This window comes from Mesorhizobium sp. B2-3-13, assembly GCF_006442195.1.
In the GTDB taxonomy this organism is placed as follows: domain Bacteria; phylum Pseudomonadota; class Alphaproteobacteria; order Rhizobiales; family Rhizobiaceae; genus Mesorhizobium; species Mesorhizobium salmacidum.
Genome location: NZ_VFVQ01000026.1, coordinates 1 through 17,451, shown reverse-complemented (window position 1 = coordinate 17,451; position 17,451 = coordinate 1). Strand labels below are relative to the sequence as shown.

Here is a 17,451-nt window from a genome sequence, read left to right as displayed (position 1 = left end):
GCCTTTTTCATGACCTATCTCCTCTACACAGCCGCGGCGCTGGCCGAGATCGCCGGCTGCTTTTCGGTGTGGGCGTGGTGGCGACTGGAGAAGTCGCCCCTCTGGCTGCTGCCGGGCTTTGCCTCGCTGCTTGTGTTCGCCTGGCTTCTGGCATTGGTCGACATCAGTGCGGCCGGCCGCGCCTATGCCGCTTACGGCGGTATCTACATCGCTGCCTCGCTCGCCTGGTTGTGGCTGGTCGAGGGCGTGCGGCCCGATCGCTGGGACCTTGCCGGTGCGGCGCTCTGCATGGCCGGCGCCTCGATCATCCTGCTCGCACCGAGAGGGGCATAGGCCGTGGAACTGCCGGCCACTCTTCGACAGGCTGTCGATCGCATTTTGGAAAAGGTGCCGCTGCCGGACCTGAAGCAGGCAGCAAAAATCCTGTCCGACCGCTACCGCGCCGAACTGCGCGACGGGCGCCTGCACATGGCGCAGGACATGGCGGTCAAGGCCTATCTGACGACGCGGATGCCGGCGACCTACGCGGCGGTCCGCGCCAGCCTCGATGCACTCGCCGAAGCCCGGCCGGATTTCACGCCTGTGACCTTGCTCGACGTTGGCGCCGGCCCTGGTACGGTGCTTTGGGCCACCAGCAATCTCTGGCCTGAACTGGAACTGGCAACGTTGTTGGAGGCGAGTGCCGCGGTGCGCAAGATCGGCGAGACGCTCGCGGCCGGCGCAATCGCGGCTCGGACCATCTGGCAGGCCGGCGATGTCACGACAGACCTTGCCGATCTTCAACCGGCCGACCTCGTCACATGCGCCTATGTGCTGGACGAGATCGTGCCGGCATCTTTGCCCAAAATGGTCGATCGGCTATGGCAACTCACGACGGACACGTTGCTGATCGTCGAGCCGGGCACGCCGGCGGGCTGGCTGCGAATTCTGGCGGTGCGCCAGCAACTGGTCGCCGCCGGCGCGCATCTGCTGGCGCCTTGCCCGCACGAAGCACCCTGCCCGCTCAACCCACCCGACTGGTGCCACTTTGCCCGCCGCGTCGCCCGCTCGCGCCTGCACCGGCTGGCCAAGGACGCGGAGGTGCCGTGGGAAGACGAGAAATTCATCTATGTCGCTGCTTCGCGCCAGCCGGCCGCCTCCCCCGCCGCACGGGTGATCGCGCCACCGAAGTCAGGATCCGGCAAGGTGTCGCTGAAATTATGCGAGGCAGACGGCAATGCCGACGAAAAGCTCTTCACCAAACGCGACGGCGACGCCTTCAAGGTGGCGCGGCGGCTGGACTGGGGCGATGCGCTGGCGTGAGATGAAATGAAGACGCTCTGCAATCCGGTGTCAGTCATCGCCCACTTTCCTGTTTTGTTCTCCTTCGAGAAACGCTAAACTCGCAACTCTCGATTCGAGTCAATTGCGATTCTTTCCACGGAAAAATTTTGGCTGTGAATCGCGAGCATCAAGGCCGCTTCGACACGAGCTGTTGCAGATAAGTCAGCATCGACTTGTCCAGTTCTGATATCGAAAGGCCGGGATCTAAATCGGGGACATCATGGCAGAGGCAGCGCGAAAATTCGGCGTCGCGGAGCAACCGCTCTATCGCGAATCGCCCAACAACATCGAGGCCGAGCAGGCGCTGCTTGGCGCCATCCTCGTCAACAACGATGCCTTCTACCGAGTGTCCGACTTCCTGAAGTCCGGCCATTTCCATGAACCCCTGCACCGCAAGATCTTCGACGTCGCGGCCGAGTTGATCCGCATGGGCAAGGCGGCGACGCCGATCACGCTGAAGACCTTCCTGCCGGCCGACGAAAAGGTCGGCGACATGACGGTGGCGCAATATGTCGTGCGGCTGGCGGTGGAAGCCGTCACCGTCGTCAACGCCACCGATTACGGCCGCGCCATCTATGACCTGGCGACGCGCCGGGCGCTGATCACGGTCGGCGAGGACATGGTCAACATCGCCTATGACGCACCTGTCGACATGTCGCCTTCCGAACAGATCGAGGACGCCGAGCGCCGCCTGTTCGAGCTGGCTGAAACCGGGCGCTATGACGGCGGCTTCGAGAGCTTCACCGACGCGGTCAAGACCGCGGTCGACATGGCCAACGCCGCCTATATGCGCGACGGCGGTCTGTCGGGCCTCGCCACCGGCTTGCGCGATCTCGACCGCCGCATGGGCGGCCTGCAGTCGTCCGATCTGATCATCATCGCCGGCCGTCCAGGCATGGGCAAGACATCGCTCGCCACCAACATCGCCTTCAACATAGCCGAGATGTACGAGCCGGCGCAGCAGGCCGACGGCTCGTTCAAGGCGGCCAATGGCGGCGTCGTCGGGTTTTTCTCGCTCGAAATGTCGTCCGAACAGCTCGCAACCCGTATCATTTCCGAACAGACGGAAATCTCTTCCTCGAAGATCCGCCGCGGCGAAATCAGCGAAATGGATTTCGAAAAGCTGGTCGCCTGTTCGCAGACCATGCAGAAGATCCCGCTGTTCATCGACCAGACCGGCGGTATTTCCATTGCCCAGTTGTCTGCCCGCGCGCGTCGCCTGAAGCGCCAGCGTGGCCTCGACCTGATCGTCATCGACTATATCCAACTGATGCAGGGCTCATCCGCCAAGTCTTCGCAGAACCGCGTGCAGGAAATCACCGAGATCACCACGGGCCTGAAGGCGCTGGCCAAGGAACTGGCCGTGCCGATCATCGCGCTGTCGCAGCTCTCGCGTCAGGTCGAAAGCCGCGACGACAAGCGCCCGCAGCTCTCCGACCTGCGCGAATCCGGTTCGATCGAGCAGGACGCCGACGTCGTCATCTTCGTCTATCGCGAGGAATATTACCTCAAGAACCGCGAGCCGAAGCTCGGCACCGAGGAATACGTCAAGTGGGAAAATGACATGAACGAGATGCGCGGCAAGGCCGAGGTGATCGTGGCCAAGCAGCGCCACGGGCCGACCGGCTCGGTCACGCTCGCCTTCCACGGCGAATTCACCCGCTTCTCGGATTTGGCGGAAGAGCACCACATCGCGGAGAGGTTTGAGTAGCCTCTTGCCCGCGGTCGCAACAGAAATACGGAAGCAAGGCGTCCTACGACGCTTCCCTCTGTTCGGCAGGACAGAAGGGGGCGCGGAGGATCGCGGCGCCCGCAAGCGCGCGGGAAGGTAAAAGCGTGGCCAAATCCCGCGTCCAGTTCATCTGCCAGAATTGCGGTTCGGTGCACCAGCGCTGGGCCGGCAAATGCGATGCCTGCGGCGAGTGGAACACGCTGGTCGAGGAAGGCACGTCGGGCGGCATCGGCTCGGGGCCTGCCAACACGCGCAATGCCCGCAAGGGCCGGGCCGTGGTGCTGACCACGCTTTCGGGCGACATCGAGGACGCACCGCGCATCGTCTCGGGCATCGGCGAACTCGACCGCGCCACTGGCGGCGGCTTCGTGCGCGGCTCGGCACTGCTGGTCGGCGGCGATCCCGGCATCGGCAAGTCGACGCTGCTCACCCAGGCCGCGGCCGCTCTTGCCTCCAAGGGCCATCGCATCGTCTATGTCTCGGGCGAAGAGGCCGTTGCCCAGATCAGGCTGCGTGCGCAGCGTCTCGGCGTCGCGTCGGCGCCCGTGGAACTGGCGGCCGAGACCAATGTCGAGGACATCCTCGCCACGATCGCCGACGGCAAGCGACCGGATCTGGTTATCCTCGATTCGATCCAGACACTGTGGACCGACCTTGCCGATTCGGCGCCGGGCACGGTTACCCAGGTACGCGCCGCCGCGCAGGCAATGATCCGCTACGCGAAATCCACGGGCGCCGCGATCGTGCTGGTCGGCCATGTCACCAAGGAGGGCCAGATAGCGGGTCCGCGCGTGGTCGAGCACATGGTCGACGGCGTACTCTATTTCGAGGGCGAAGGCGGCCACCACTTCCGCATCCTACGCACGGTGAAGAACCGCTTCGGACCGACCGACGAGATCGGCGTCTTCGAAATGTCGGATACGGGTCTGCGCGAGGTCTCCAACCCCTCCGAACTTTTTCTTGGCGAACGGCACGCGAAATCGCCGGGAGCGGCGGTTTTCGCCGGCATGGAAGGCACCAGGCCCGTTCTGGTCGAGATCCAGGCGCTGGTCGCACCCTCCTCACTCGGCACGCCGCGCCGGGCGGTGGTCGGCTGGGACGGCGCGCGGTTGTCGATGGTGCTGGCGGTGCTGGAGGCGCATTGCGGTGTCCGTTTCGGGCAGCATGACGTCTATCTCAACGTCGCCGGCGGCTATCGCATCAGCGAGCCGGCGGCCGATCTCGCGGTCGCCGCCGCACTGGTTTCCTCGCTCACCGGTCTTGCCCTTCCCGCCGATTGCGTCTATTTCGGCGAAATCAGCCTTTCGGGCGCGGTGAGGCCGGTTGCGCATGCGCAGCAGCGCCTCAAGGAAGCCGAAAAGCTGGGTTTTGGTAGCGCGGTTCTGCCCTTGGGCAGCGAGGAACTTGCCGGAGGGATCGGGGCCGGCGCTTTCCAACCCACCGAGCTTGCCGACCTCGTGGCGCGCATAGCCGGCTCACGACGCAGCCGTGTCGACGATGAAGAGTGACGCGGCTCGCCGAGCCGTGAAAATGAGATCGGAGTGGGGCCAAAGACATGCCGATTACGCTGCTTGACGGAATTCTCGTCGGCTTCACCCTGGTCTCGGCGATGCTCGCCATGGTTCGCGGCTTTTCGCGCGAGGTGCTTTCGGTTGTTTCGTGGGCGGCGGCGGCCGCGGCCGCCTTCTTCTTCTACAAACCGGTCCTGCCCTACCTGAAGCCCTATATCGACAACGAAAAGATCGCCATGGCGGCGGCTGCCGGCGTCGTCTTCATCATCGCGCTGATCGTCGTGTCGGTCATCACCATGAAGCTCGCCGACTGGATCATTGATTCGCGCATCGGCGCGCTCGACCGCACGCTCGGCTTTCTCTACGGCGCCGCGCGCGGCATCCTGGTCGTCGCGGTGGCGCTGCTGTTCTTCAACTGGCTGGCCGGCGCCAAGGCCCCGGCCTGGGTCACGGAAGCCAAGTCGCGGCCGCTGCTGGAACAGATCGGCGCCAAGCTCGAAAGCCTGCTGCCAGAGGACCCGGAAAACGCCATCCTCAAGAAGCTCAATCCGAATCAGCCGGCCGCCGAGACGCCCGCCGCGCCGGACGCACCGGCGGCGGATGCTCCAACCGGTGGCGACGACGCCAATGCGCCGGCGCCCGACGACAACGACGCCGGTCCTGCCGACAACACGGCCAAGCCGCAGCCTGCGCCGGCGAACTGAGGCCCCAAACTGGACGTCGGGCGGTCGATCCATGTGAACGACCGCACGCAGTGCGTTGCTTTCGACGCGCGACGGCCTTATATGGCGATTTTAGCGGAGCTTAAGATGGCAGACGCAGACGACGTGCTTTCCGCCGAGGCTGACGATCATTTCCATGACGAGTGCGGCGTGTTCGGCATCTTTGGCCGGCAGGATGCGGCAGCCATCGTCACACTTGGTCTGCATGCGCTGCAGCATCGTGGCCAGGAAGCGGCCGGCATCGTCTCCTATGACGGCACCCAGTTCCATGTCGAACGCCATGTCGGCCTGATCGGCGACACCTTCACCAAGCAACGCGTCATCGACAGCCTGCAAGGCAACCGCGCCATCGGCCACACGCGCTACGCCACCACTGGCGGCGCCGGCATGCGCAACATCCAGCCCTTCTTCGCGGAGTTGGCCGATGGCGGCTTCGCCGTCGCCCATAACGGCAACCTCACCAACGCCATGACCGTGCAGCGCGCGCTGCAGCAGCAAGGCGCGATCTTCTCCTCCACTTCCGATACCGAGACACTTTTGCACCTGGTTGCGACCAGCAAGGAACGGGATCTCAACTCGCGCTTCATCGACGCGGTGCGTCAGGTCGAGGGCGCCTTCTCGCTGGTGGCGATGACGGCCAAGAAGATGATCGGCTGCCGCGATCCGCTCGGCATCCGCCCGCTGGTTCTGGGCGATCTCGACGGCGCCTGGATCCTGGCCTCCGAGACCTGCGCGCTCGACATCATCGGCGCCCGTTTCGTGCGCGACCTGAAACCCGGCGAGATGGTCGTCGTCACTTCCAAGGGCATCGAGAGCCTGTTCCCGTTCGAACCGCAGAAGACCCGCTTCTGCATCTTCGAATACGTCTACTTCGCCCGGCCCGACTCTTCAGTCGAAGGCCGCAACGTCTATGAGGTGCGCAAGCGCATCGGCGCCGAACTGGCGCAGGAAAATCCGGTCGAGGCCGACATCGTCGTGCCGGTGCCGGACTCCGGCACGCCGGCGGCGATCGGCTTTTCCCAGGCGGCGGGCATTCCCTTCGAGCTCGGCATCATCCGCAACCACTATGTCGGCCGCACCTTCATCCAGCCAGGCGATTCGATCCGCCACATGGGCGTCAAGCTGAAGCACAACGCCAACCGCCGCATGATCGAGGGCAAGCGCGTGGTGCTGGTCGACGATTCGATCGTTCGCGGCACCACCAGCCAGAAGATCGTGCAGATGGTGCGCGACGCCGGCGCCAAGGAAGTGCACATGCGCATCGCCTCGCCGCCGACCAGCGCGTCGTGCTTCTACGGCGTCGACACGCCGGAGAAGTCGAAGCTGCTGGCTTCGCGCATGTCGGTGGAAGAGATGGCCGAGTTCATCCGCGTCGATTCGCTCGGCTTCCTCTCGATCGACGGGCTCTACCGTGCCGTGGGCGAGGCCGGCCGCGACGACGACCAGCCGCAATTCTGCGACGCCTGCTTCACCGGCCAATATCCGACCCGCCTGCTCGACTTCGAAGGCCACGACAATGTGCGCACGCTGTCGCTGCTGGCTAACAATGGGGCATAGGATTGCCGGACCGTCCTTAGCTCCAGCCATATCTGCGGAAGCCATCGCATGACCCTCGACCTTACCGGCCGCGTTGCGGTCGTCACCGGTGCCTCGCGCGGCATCGGCTATTTCATCGCCAGGGAATTGGCGGCCGCCGGTGCGCATGTCATCGCGGTTGCCCGCACCGTCGGCGGGCTGGAAGAACTCGACGACCAGATCAAGGCGGCCGGCGGCCAGGCGACGCTGGTGCCGCTCGATCTCGCCGACATGGCCGGCATCGACCGGCTAGGGGGCGCCATCAACGAGCGCTGGGGCAAGCTCGACATTCTCGTCGCCAATGCCGGCGTGCTCGGCGTCATCTCGCCGATCGGCCATGTCGAGGCCAAGACCTTCGAAAAGGTGATGACCATCAATGTCACCTCGACTTGGCGGCTGATCCGCTCCGTCGACCCGCTGCTGCGGCTTTCGGATGCCGGCCGGGCGATTATCCTGTCTTCCAATGCCGCGCATTCAGCGCGCGCCTTCTGGGCGCCTTACGCTGCATCGAAGGCGGCGGTCGAGACCATGATGCGCTCCTGGGCGCATGAGACACAAAGCCTGCCGCTGCGTGTCAACGCCGCCGACCCCGGCGCCACGCGCACCGCGATGCGCGCGCAAGCCGTGCCCGGTGAGGATCCCGAGACATTGCCGCACCCCTCCGAGATCGCCAAACGCATCGTGCCGCTGGCCAGCCCGGATCTCAAAGAGACAGGGCTGATCTTCCAGGCCAAGCACAACCGCTTCGTCGCCTACCGGCAGCCGGAATAAACTCGAGCCTTTGACGGTGCTGAAGAGGCGGCCATGATGGATCATCACGACCGCACCGTTCTCGACGCCTCGGCGGCTGTTCTATTGCTTTGCGACAGATTGAGTGGCGACTGCAACACGCCCAGCCCGAAAACCTGCAGAATCATGACGCGACTGTTATCTAAGGCGGCGGTCATGCTTTCGTCATTTCCGAGGAGTTGTTAGCATCGGACGACTCCCACACCAAGCGCCCTGCCGGGCAGACAAGGAAAACTCCATGGCTACGACCGCAGCATTGGTCTGGTATCTGGTAATCGCCGGTCCGCAGGGCGGCATGGTCGTGCTGCCCAGCACCTTCGACAAGCGCGAACAATGTACCGCCGCCATCACCGAGTATCAGAAGCAGCCGACACCCGCCGGCTGGTCCGTGCAGTGCGTGCCGAGCGCCTCGCCCTTCACCGACGAAGGCGACGCCGAAGAGCCGGCAGCTCAGTAAGCATAGGTATCACAAGGCCCGCTGCCATTGCCGCGGGCCTTGTGATTCATCACCGCGCGCTCACCGTCAGTTCCGGCTTCTGGTTGATGGTCTGGAACACCACGCAATAGCGCTCGGTCAGCTTCAGCAGCGAATCAATGCGCTCCTGCGGTTCCGGCGTGTCGAGACTGAAATTGAGCCGGATGGCGCGAAAGCCTACCGGCGCGTCCTTGGCGACGCCGAGTGTGCCGCGAAAATCAAGGTCGCCTTCGGCTTCAACGGTCGCGGCGCCGAGCTTGAACTCGAGCGCCGTGGCCACCGCCTTCAGCGTCACCCCGGCGCACGCCACCAGCGCCTCGAGCAGCATGTCGCCGGAGCACAGTTCGAGCCCCGAGCCGCCTGTTGCGGGATGAAGGCCGGCGATTGCCAACGCCCTGCCCGTCTCCACCTTGCAGGCCACCGACTGTTCGTCGATCGAGCCCTTTGCCCTCAGCGTGATCAGTGCTTGCGCGGCGTCGTCGCGGTAGGCCTGCTTCAGCGGCGCCTGCATGGCCTTGAGCTCGGTTGCGTCCATTTTCGTTCCTTCCGAACGGCTTTCTGCCTTGATAGCACGGCCGGGCAAGACGTGTGAGCAAATCCGAGCAGGACGTCCCAAGCTATCAGGAACTGGTGTCGGCGGGACAGCAGGAGGCTCGCCGTCCTGTATTCCCTTTGACTTCATTCGCCTCGGCCATACCTATGCGGGTGTCGTTCCCGCGGAGGCCTCATGCGTTCCAAGCTGAAACTCGTCCCCCTTGTCCTCTTCATGCTTGCCGGCTTCGCGCAGCCTGTTCTGGCTGAAACGCCAGAGCGGCCGGCGCCCGCAGGCGGCGTGCTGTCGCTGCTGCCGCCGCCCGCGATCACCGACCATTCGATCAGCATTGGCGGGCGCAGCCTGCAGTACCAGGCAAAGGCCGGCACGCTCCCGCTGCTCTCCGGCAAGGGCGAGGTCACAGCGGAAATCTTCTATGTTGCCTATACGCTGAAACCGCGGGAGAGCGTCGCGACGGAAGCACCGCGGCCGATCACCTTCGTGTTCAACGGCGGCCCGGGCGCCGCATCAGCCTATCTGCATCTCGGCGCGCTCGGACCGCGCATCGTGGCGACCGGAGCCGACGGGGAATTCCTTCCTTCGCCGCAAAAGCTCGTCGATAATTCCGACAGCTGGCTCGACATGACCGACCTCGTCTTCGTCGACCCGGTGGGAACCGGCTACAGTCGCGAGGCTCCTGGCCAGGACACGCACGACTTCTGGGGCGTCAGCCAGGACGCCAGTTCGATCGGTGCCTTTATCCGGCTCTATCTCGCCCAAAGCGGCCGCACGGGATCCCCGCTGTTCCTCGCCGGTGAGAGCTATGGCGGGTTCCGGGCGGCACTGCTTGCCAGGACGCTGCAGGAAGATATCGGCATCAGCCCGAGCGGCGTCGTGCTGATCTCACCGGCGCTGGAATTCACCCTGGTGCAGCCCGACGAATTCGAGCCGCTGCATTGGGCTCTCGAACTACCCTCGCTCGCGGCGGTCCGCTTGCGCAGTGAAGGTGTCAACGGCGATACACTGCGGAAAAAGCTCGCCGAGGTCGAGCATTATGCACTTGGCGAGTACCTCACCGCGCTCACCAGCGGGCTGGAGCAAGGCGGGCGGCTGGCGAGCGATCGCGTGGCCGAGATCACCGGCCTGCCACCCGACCTCGTTCACCGCAACTTCGCCCGCGTCCCGACCTCGCTCTTCGCAAGGGAGTTTGCCCGTGCCACGGGCAAGGTGCTCAGCCCCTATGACGGCATGATCGCGACGGCGGACATCGCTCCCCAGAGCGCCCGCATCGCCGGTCCCGATCCGGTGCTGGACCGCAGTGTGCCGGCGCTGACCTCGGCCTTTGTCGGTTACGCGCGCGACGAACTGAACTTTCGCACCGATGTCAGCTACCGCTTGCTGAACGGTGATATCAGCCACAACTGGGACTATGGCACGAGCACCTCGCGCCAGGGCTATGCCGGTGTGATGGACGATTTGCAGCGAGCGCGCTCTCTGAATCCCGCGCTGGGCGTCGTCATCGTCAATGGCTACACCGATCTCGTCACTCCTTATCTGGCGTCACGTTATCTGGTCGGCCAGATCCCGTCGCTCGCCGGCGCCAGGCCGATCCGCCTCGACGTCGTTGAAGGTGGGCACATGATGTATCTCAAGCCGGACGGCCGGCGCGCGCTGAAAGAGGCCGCTTCGGAACTTTACCAGGCGACGCAGTAAACGACTGAGACATCGAACTTACGGGCAACCAAGGCCCGGCACCAATGGTGCTCGCCCCAGCCAAACGCAGGCCAGTTGCTAGCGCAGTGATCAAGGTATCCCAAATGGGACATTGACGGACAAGGCCCTAAAACCATCTGATCCGGAAAAAGTTTCGTCGTCCCATTTTCCGGTAGTCCCACAATGTCACATACGCTCTCGACCACACCGAGACAGGATGGTTTTCGCGCCCCTGGCGAATTCGAACCCAAATCAGGCTGTTGGCTGATCTGGCCAGAACGGCAGGACACATGGCGTCTGGGTGCCAAGCCCGCGCAGAAGCTGTTCGCCAATGTCGCGGCGGCGATCGCACAAAGCGAGCCGGTGACCGTGGCGGCATCCAGCCGCCAGTGGCGGAATGCCAGAGCGCGATTGCCTGCCGACGTGCGCGTCGTGGAAATGTCCACCAACGATTCCTGGCTACGCGACAGCGGCCCCAATTTCGTCGTCAATGATCGAGGCAGCGTTCGCGGCGTCGATTGGGTCTTCAACGCCTATGGCGGTTTCGACGGCGGGCTCTACTCGCCATGGGACCTGGACGACCTCGCGGCGCAAAAGGTCCTCGAGGTTGAGAGGATGGACCGCTACCGCGCGCCGCTGGTCGCGGAGGGCGGCGGACTGCAATGCGATGGCAAGGGAACGCTCATCACGACCGAGCAGTGCCTGCTCAATCGCAATCGTAATGCCCATTTCGGCAAGGCGAAGGTGGAACAGCAGCTTGGCGACTATCTCGGTGTCGACAAAATCATCTGGCTGCCGCGCGGTTTTGCCTTCGACGAGACGGATGGCCATGTCGACGACCTCTGCTGCTTCGTGCGCCCTGGCGTGGTCGCGCTAAGCTGGACCGAAGACCGGGACGACCCGCAATATGAGATCGTGCGCGAAGCCGAGGAGGTGCTGTGTTCGGCCCGTGATGCGCGTGGCCGTGGTCTTGAGGTTCATCGGCTTCCTCACCCCCTACCGATCGAAATGACGATGGAGGAGAGCGAGAGCGTGGACCGGGTCGATTCGACCTGGGCACGGCCGGCCGGCAACCGGATCGCGGCGAGTTACATCAACTATTATCCAGGCAACAGCGTTGTGGTCGTGCCTGAGTTCGGCTGCGATCTCGATCGCAAGGCAAAGCAACAACTGGCCACGCTGTTTCCCGACCACAAGGTGGTCGGCATCGAGAACTCCCGCGAAATCCTGCTCGGCGGCGGCAACGTCGCCTGTATCACCTTACCGGTTTACGCGCCGCAACGGCGTTGAGCGGCAAGCGTGCCGAAGTGAAATCAGAACGGTGCGCCGCATCGGCCCGCCAGGCAAAAGGAGATACTCATGCGCGCTCTGCTCTTCCCAATCCTGACCGCCGCGCTTGCCTGCGGCATCAGCTTCGGCGTCGCCCGGGCGGACGATGAGAAGGTGGTCAACGTCTACAACTGGTCCGACTATATCGCGCCGGACACGGCTGAGAAATTCGAGAAGGAGACAGGTATCAAGGTCCGCTACGATGTCTATGACGGCAATGAGGTCCTTGAAACGAAACTGCTCACCGGCGGCTCAGGATATGACGTGGTCTATCCCTCGGCCTTTCCATTCCTGAAGAATCAGGTGAAGGCTGGCGTTTTCCTGCAGCTCGATAGATCGAAGCTTTCAAACCACTCGAAGATCGATCCGCAAGCCTTGTCGCTGATCGCGGGCGCGGATCCGCAGAATCTGCACGCCGTGCCTTACATGGCCGTCACGGATGGCATCGGCTACAATGTTGCTGCCATCAAGCAACGGATGCCGGACGCGCCGACAGGTTCCTTCGCCATGGTCTTCGACGCCGACGTCGTCAAGAAATTCTCCGATTGCGGCGTCGCCATGATCGATGCCCCGGCGGAGATCATTCCGATGGCTATGAACTACCTGCACATCGACCCCAGGTCGACCAGTCCGGACGACCTCGCCAAGGTCGAAGAGCTGACGGGCAAGGTGCGGCCCTATATCCGTTACTTCCACTCGTCGAAATACATCAACGATCTGGCGAATGGCGACATCTGTGTCGTGCTGGGCTGGTCGGGCGACATATTGCAGGCCAAGACCCGTGCGGCGGAATCCGCCAAGAAGCTGGAAATTGCTTATTCCATTCCCAGGGAAGGCACGCTGATAAACTTCGACACGATGGCGGTGCCAAAGGATGCGCCACATCCGGAGAATGCCGAGGCCTGGATCGATTTCAATTTGCGGCCCGATATCGCAGCGGCCAATTCCAGTTATGTTTCCTACGCCAATGCGATTCCGGAATCCCTGCCGCTGATGGATCAGGCTGTAGCCAAGGATCCCGGCGTTTTCCCGCCCGATGACGTAAAAGCCAAGCTGTTCGTGGTCGAGAACAACGACGCAAAGTTGCTGCGACTGCAGAACCGCATGTGGACACGCGTCGTGACGGGGCAGTGAAGCTGGCGAACGAAACCGTCAGTCGCGCGGGGCCTCCCAGCCGGCGGCCAGCAACTCGACCTGGGAGTGCACACCGAGCTTGCGGTAGATCTGTTTGATGTGGTTGCGCACGGTGCCGGGTGAAATCGACAGGTTTCGCGAAATCGTCTTGGCGCTGCCGCCCTCGATCAGGAGCCGTGCGATCTGCCTTTCCCGGGCGCTGAGGTGTGACCCTGCGGCTTCGATTGCGGCCCCCTTGTCCCGAAGACGGCACAAATGAAGCAGCCTTTGCAGAATAAGCTTTGTGGCGCTGCTCGCCGCGCCGGCCACCGCCAGATCATGCTCGCCAAAACGCGGCGCGCCATCGCGGCGCAGAAAGGTCACATAGCCGGCGGTCAGTCCGTCGAGGTTGAACACGCCGGTTATTTCATCGAAGCTGCCGGACGGCCCGTAGAATTCGCGATAATACGGCGTGCGCTGGAAATCGCCGTGGCTGAGAGCCGACAACGGCAGCAGGAAATCCTGTCTGGTGCTGGCGAACCTCTGGAAGAAGGGATCCTGGCGATAGATGCGCGCATCATAGTCGCGGTTCCAGTGATCGGGTCCGGCCTCGTCGATTGTCAGGGACGTTATGTCGCGACGATAGAAACCGACATAGGCGCGATCCGAGCCAAGCAGCATGCTTGCCGCCGCGCTGAAGCGGGCCGACAAGTCTTCGGGCGTTGCCGCCAGGGCCGCGGCGACCACGCCACCGCTCCAGCGTCCAAGCCGGTCGAGAGAAAAATTCGACTGCATGCGCGCCCAGACTAACGCAAGCCCCGCCAACTTCAAGCTGGCGGGGAATCACGACGCCACCGGCGAAATCAGTCCTGCGGCCGCCTCCGCAGATCGTCGCCCCATCGACTGGTTGGAATCACGCCTGGGCTTGCGATCTCACATGGGCGATGTAGCCGCGCACGTCGCCGGCCGGGCCGGCATAGGCCTTGCCGAGCTTCTTCTCCATTGCCGCCATGTATTCCTTCGCCCATTTGGGCAGGGCGTAGTCGATGACGGCGAGGAACTCGAGGGTCGCCGCAAGGCGGATGTCGGCGATCGACGGGCTCTTGCCGCCGATGAACGGCTTGCCGTCGCGGAAGAAGGAGTGGAAGACCTCGAGCGGTTCGGCAATGGCGGCGACCGCGGCCTTCTGCGCCTCCGATTTCCTGTCCGGGTGGGCGTCGCTGTGCCCGACCTCGCCGGCATATTGCGGGAAGCCGAGCGCCGGATAGGTGGCGCGCGCCACATAGGGATAGAGCGTGCCGATCAGATAGAACATGGCGCTGTCTATCATCGCCCGCTTGGCTGGCGCCTTGGGGTAGAATTTCTCCAGTCCATGTTTGTTGGAAAGATATTGCATGATGGCGCAGCTCTCCCAAAGCACGCCGCGCGGCAGGCCCTTCTCCTCGATCATCGGCGTCAGATGGGCCGGATTGCGCGCCATGTATTCCGGCGAGCGCGTCTGCCCCCACGCATCGGCCTCCGCATGGTCGAGCCCGGCAGCACGGGCAAAGACGCGAACGGTCATGTTGTTGACGCTCGGCTTCAGCATGCTGATTGTCAGTGTTGGTTTCTTTGCCGGTTTCGCCTTGGCCTTGGCCGTGGCCTTGCCGGCGGTTGCCTTTGACACCGTCTTGGCCGCGGGTTTGGCCGCAGCTTTTGCTGCAGGCTTCGCTGCGGCTTTTGACGCTGGTTTGGCCGCCGGTTTCCTTGCGCTCTTCGTCACTGTCTTTGCCACGTATTCCTCCCTTGCCTGTTCAGCCTTCAATATGGATTTTTGGGTGCCCGGTCGGCCGACAATGTCGCGCGCGCGCGTTCCACCAGCGCCTGGATGGCGTCAGCCAGGTGCACTTCGGCGATGTTGTAGTCGCCACGCGCGACACGAAGCCTATGCGCCTCCATCAGCACGTCGGCATGGGTGAAGCCGGCAGGCGGCTCGAAACGGTAGGAGGCAAGCTCGATCAGCAGGCCGAGCGGATCCTCGAAATAGATCGAATCCATGAAGCCGCGATCCTTGACGCCGCTGTGCTTGATGGCGCGCTCGTCGAGCCGGGCGACCGCCTGCAGGAAGGTGACGCGCGACACCGCAAAGGCGATGTGATGAACGCAGCCCGGATCGGTCGGCGTGCGGCGCTTCACAGCCGTCCGGGTCTCGTCGGTGAAGATGGTGATCAGCCGGCCGTCGCCCGGATCGAAATACAGATGGCTTTCGGTCGGCTTGTCGAGGTTGGGCTGCTCGAAGATGAAAGGCATGCCCAGCACACCTTCCCAGAAATCGATCGAGGTCTGGCGGCCGGCACCGACCAGCGTGATGTGATGGACGCCTTGCGACTGCAGTTTCTGCATCGGCCCTCTCCCCAAAATCCGCTCTGTCAGAGGCGGCCCGTCAGGCCGGACCTGCACATGCTACATCCAGCATGGGCTGAGCGCCAATTCCCTGTCCGTTCCCCGGCGTTCTGCGCGCCTGCCCTTCGGCCCCCGCTTTATGAGACGATGCTAAACCAATCAGCCGAGCCGCGCCAGAACCGGCATCCGGGACAGGCTGTATTTAGCGCTGCCCTCCCCTGCCCCAAACGCAAGCCCTGCGCTGGAGCAGCGCCGTGCGGATTTCGCCAGTATAGTTGGCAGGTGCGGGGCCGACAGGGGCTGGAGCCGCCTTCACTCAAGCAGGCTCACGCCTTATGGCCGATATCGCCATTCTCGATACACGCGAAAGGGTTCTCGCCGGCATCTTTTTGACCGGCGCCGCCTACTTGCTGTTTTCGACGCAGGATGCCTCGATCAAGCTGCTGGTTACCAGCATGACTGTCTGGCAGATCCTATTCTTCCGCAGCATCACCATTCTCGGCGCCTGCGCGGCCATAGGCGGGCGGCAGTTGTTCGCCGATACGGTGCGATCGCCGATCGTGCGGCGGATGCTGGTTCGCAGTGCCTTCACGCTTGCCGCATGGCTTTGTTATTACAATGCGGCCCGCAGCCTGCAACTCGCCGAACTGACCACCGTCTATTACGCGGCCCCGATCATCGTCACCGTGCTTTCGGTGGTCCTGCTCGGCGAAAAGGTGCCTGTCCTGCGCTGGCTGGCGGTTCTGATCGGCTTTGCCGGTGTCTTTGTCGCCTGCGATCCCGCCCATCTCGGCCTTTCGGTACCCGTGTTGCTGGTGCTGACGGCTGCCTGCCTGTGGGGCATCGCCATCGTGCTCCTGCGCAAGACGGCACTTGCCGAGCGCTCGATGATCCAGCTCCTCCTCAACAATTTCTATTTCCTGGTGTTTTCGGCGGTGCCGGCGTTGTTGTGGTGGCATACGCCGGACCCGGCGCAATTGCTGCTTCTTGCCAGCGTCGCTGCACTCGGCGGCCTGGCGCAATATCTTCTCTTCGAAGGCATGAAGCGCTCGCCGGCATCGATCCTGGCGACACTCGAATACACCTCACTGTTGTGGGCGTTCGCGCTCGGCTTCGCGATCTGGGGCGACGTGCCACGCCGCGAGGTTTTTCTGGGTGCTGCCCTTATCGTCGCCGCCGGCCTGCTGATCGTCGGCGGCGAGCATTTCCGCAAGCGGCTGTGATATTCATTATTGCTGACGCTACGATGTCAGGGGGAGTGGCGTAGTCTTGCGGTATGACTGATGTGACAGCCACCACCGACATTGTCGCCGAGCGCACGCTGGGCGTCATTCTCGTGTCATCCTCGGCGGCTGTATTCGGGCTGACCGGTGTGCTGACCAAGTCGATCCATGCCGATCCGCTGACGATCACCTGCTGGCGCGGCTTTGTCGGCGCGATTCTGATCAGTCTCTACGTGCTGTGGCGCCGCCACCGTGCCGGCAATCGTGAGCCGCTGCGGCTCGGCTGGCGCGGCTGGCTGCTGGCGGTGGAAGGCGCGCTGGCCAGCATCGCCTTCATTTCGGCATTCAAGTTCACTTTCGTCGCCAATGTCGCGGTGATCTACGCGACGTCGCCCTTCATTGCCGCCGTGCTGGCCTGGATGCTGGTGCGCGAGCCTTTCCGCCTGCAGACGATGGTGGCCGCGGCCGTGTCGCTGTGCGGGGTTGCCATCATGGTCTGGTCGGGTTTCGGCACCGGCAACCTGTTCGGCGATGGGCTGGCGCTGCTGATGACGGCCGGCAGCGCGCTTTACATGATCATGGTGCGCGCGTTCCGCGACACGCCCGTGGTGTGGGCCGGCGCGGTTTCGGCCTTCCTGTTGTTCATACTTGGCTGGTTCGTTACCGATCCCCTGGCGGTCTCAGCAAGGGACGCGGTTCTGCTTGCCGCATTCGGCGCGTCCTTCGCGCTGGCTTCCGTCCTGTGGACGGAAGGCTCGCGGCTTATCCCGGCGCCTGAATCCGGCCTGCTCGGCTCGGCGGAAGTGCCGTTCGCGATCTTGTTTGCATTTCTGTTCCTGGCCGAAATACCGCCGGTGGCCAGCATGGTCGGCGGCGCGATCGTGCTCTGCGCGGTCTTTGCCCACGCCGGCCGCGACTGGCTGATGGCACGCTCCGGGCAAGCGTCGTCAAATATTTCTTAAAAAATTTCGGAAGTCACGGAACCATTACCGTGCTCGGACATTGTTGCTGCGACGGGCCACCCCCCAAGTC

Annotated in this window: 17 protein-coding genes; 13 read left to right on the top strand and 4 right to left on the bottom strand. The window is 63.6% G+C overall.

Features of this window, described 5'->3' with window-relative positions:
• The first annotated feature begins 9 nt into the window (after positions 1-9).
• The 8 genes from FJ941_RS25070 to FJ941_RS25035 all read left to right on the top strand — a co-directional run bounded on the left by FJ941_RS25070 (position 10) and on the right by FJ941_RS25035 (position 8,109).
• Positions 10-333, top strand: coding sequence for a YnfA family protein (locus tag FJ941_RS25070; protein ID WP_140509840.1), 324 nt, complete (start codon positions 10-12; stop codon positions 331-333).
• Positions 334-336: 3 nt separating this feature from the next.
• A complete protein-coding gene (locus FJ941_RS25065) occupies positions 337-1,302 on the top strand; it encodes a small ribosomal subunit Rsm22 family protein (RefSeq protein WP_140509838.1) in 966 nt (321 codons plus the stop codon).
• A 241-nt stretch (positions 1,303-1,543) separates the two neighbouring features.
• Positions 1,544-3,034 carry a replicative DNA helicase gene (locus FJ941_RS25060; protein WP_027144128.1) on the top strand — a complete coding sequence of 497 codons (1,491 nt, stop codon included), beginning with the start codon at positions 1,544-1,546 and terminating at the stop codon, positions 3,032-3,034.
• Between the two features lie 125 nt (positions 3,035-3,159).
• Positions 3,160-4,563 (top strand): DNA repair protein RadA, encoded by a 1,404-nt coding sequence (gene radA, locus FJ941_RS25055; protein ID WP_140509837.1) that lies wholly within the window; start codon positions 3,160-3,162, stop codon positions 4,561-4,563.
• A 47-nt stretch (positions 4,564-4,610) separates the two neighbouring features.
• Positions 4,611-5,270, top strand: coding sequence for a CvpA family protein (locus FJ941_RS25050; protein ID WP_140509835.1), 660 nt, complete (start codon positions 4,611-4,613; stop codon positions 5,268-5,270).
• 105 nt (positions 5,271-5,375) lie between these two features.
• The gene (gene purF, locus FJ941_RS25045) at positions 5,376-6,845 is read left to right on the top strand and encodes an amidophosphoribosyltransferase (RefSeq protein WP_140509833.1); all 1,470 of its coding nucleotides are present in this window, start codon (positions 5,376-5,378) and stop codon (positions 6,843-6,845) included.
• A gap of 48 nt (positions 6,846-6,893) precedes the next feature.
• Complete coding sequence (locus tag FJ941_RS25040; RefSeq protein WP_140509832.1) at positions 6,894-7,634, top strand: SDR family NAD(P)-dependent oxidoreductase; 741 nt, start codon at positions 6,894-6,896, stop codon at positions 7,632-7,634.
• 256 nt (positions 7,635-7,890) lie between these two features.
• On the top strand, positions 7,891-8,109 hold the full coding sequence (locus tag FJ941_RS25035) for a hypothetical protein (RefSeq protein WP_015318519.1): 219 nt from the start codon (positions 7,891-7,893) through the stop codon (positions 8,107-8,109).
• Positions 8,110-8,158: 49 nt separating this feature from the next.
• On the opposite strand, the gene FJ941_RS25030 is transcribed toward FJ941_RS25035, so the two are convergent.
• The gene (locus FJ941_RS25030) at positions 8,159-8,662 is read right to left on the bottom strand and encodes an OsmC family protein (protein WP_140509830.1); all 504 of its coding nucleotides are present in this window, start codon (positions 8,660-8,662) and stop codon (positions 8,159-8,161) included.
• A 192-nt stretch (positions 8,663-8,854) separates the two neighbouring features.
• Between FJ941_RS25030 and FJ941_RS25025 the strand changes: the two genes are divergently transcribed.
• The 3 genes from FJ941_RS25025 to FJ941_RS25015 all read left to right on the top strand — a co-directional run bounded on the left by FJ941_RS25025 (position 8,855) and on the right by FJ941_RS25015 (position 12,835).
• Positions 8,855-10,372 (top strand): alpha/beta hydrolase, encoded by a 1,518-nt coding sequence (locus FJ941_RS25025; protein WP_140509828.1) that lies wholly within the window; start codon positions 8,855-8,857, stop codon positions 10,370-10,372.
• A 183-nt stretch (positions 10,373-10,555) separates the two neighbouring features.
• Positions 10,556-11,662 (top strand): agmatine deiminase, encoded by a 1,107-nt coding sequence (aguA, locus tag FJ941_RS25020; RefSeq protein ID WP_140509827.1) that lies wholly within the window; start codon positions 10,556-10,558, stop codon positions 11,660-11,662.
• A gap of 69 nt (positions 11,663-11,731) precedes the next feature.
• On the top strand, positions 11,732-12,835 hold the full coding sequence (locus tag FJ941_RS25015; protein ID WP_140509825.1) for a polyamine ABC transporter substrate-binding protein: 1,104 nt from the start codon (positions 11,732-11,734) through the stop codon (positions 12,833-12,835).
• An 18-nt stretch (positions 12,836-12,853) separates the two neighbouring features.
• On the opposite strand, the gene FJ941_RS25010 is transcribed toward FJ941_RS25015, so the two are convergent.
• The 3 genes from FJ941_RS25010 to FJ941_RS25000 all read right to left on the bottom strand — a co-directional run bounded on the left by FJ941_RS25010 (position 12,854) and on the right by FJ941_RS25000 (position 15,196).
• Positions 12,854-13,609, bottom strand: a complete 756-nt coding sequence (locus FJ941_RS25010; protein ID WP_140509823.1) for a LuxR C-terminal-related transcriptional regulator — start codon at positions 13,607-13,609, stop codon at positions 12,854-12,856.
• Between the two features lie 118 nt (positions 13,610-13,727).
• Positions 13,728-14,588, bottom strand: a complete 861-nt coding sequence (locus tag FJ941_RS25005) for a glutathione S-transferase family protein (protein WP_140509821.1) — start codon at positions 14,586-14,588, stop codon at positions 13,728-13,730.
• Between the two features lie 26 nt (positions 14,589-14,614).
• A complete protein-coding gene (locus FJ941_RS25000) occupies positions 14,615-15,196 on the bottom strand; it encodes a VOC family protein (protein WP_140509819.1) in 582 nt (193 codons plus the stop codon).
• Between the two features lie 335 nt (positions 15,197-15,531).
• On the opposite strand from FJ941_RS25000, the gene FJ941_RS24995 reads away from it, so the two are divergent.
• Both FJ941_RS24995 and FJ941_RS24990 read left to right on the top strand, forming a co-directional pair.
• Complete coding sequence (locus FJ941_RS24995; RefSeq protein WP_140509818.1) at positions 15,532-16,419, top strand: DMT family transporter; 888 nt, start codon at positions 15,532-15,534, stop codon at positions 16,417-16,419.
• Positions 16,420-16,472: 53 nt separating this feature from the next.
• A complete protein-coding gene (locus FJ941_RS24990) occupies positions 16,473-17,381 on the top strand; it encodes a DMT family transporter (RefSeq protein ID WP_140509816.1) in 909 nt (302 codons plus the stop codon).
• Positions 17,382-17,451: the final 70 nt, after the last annotated feature.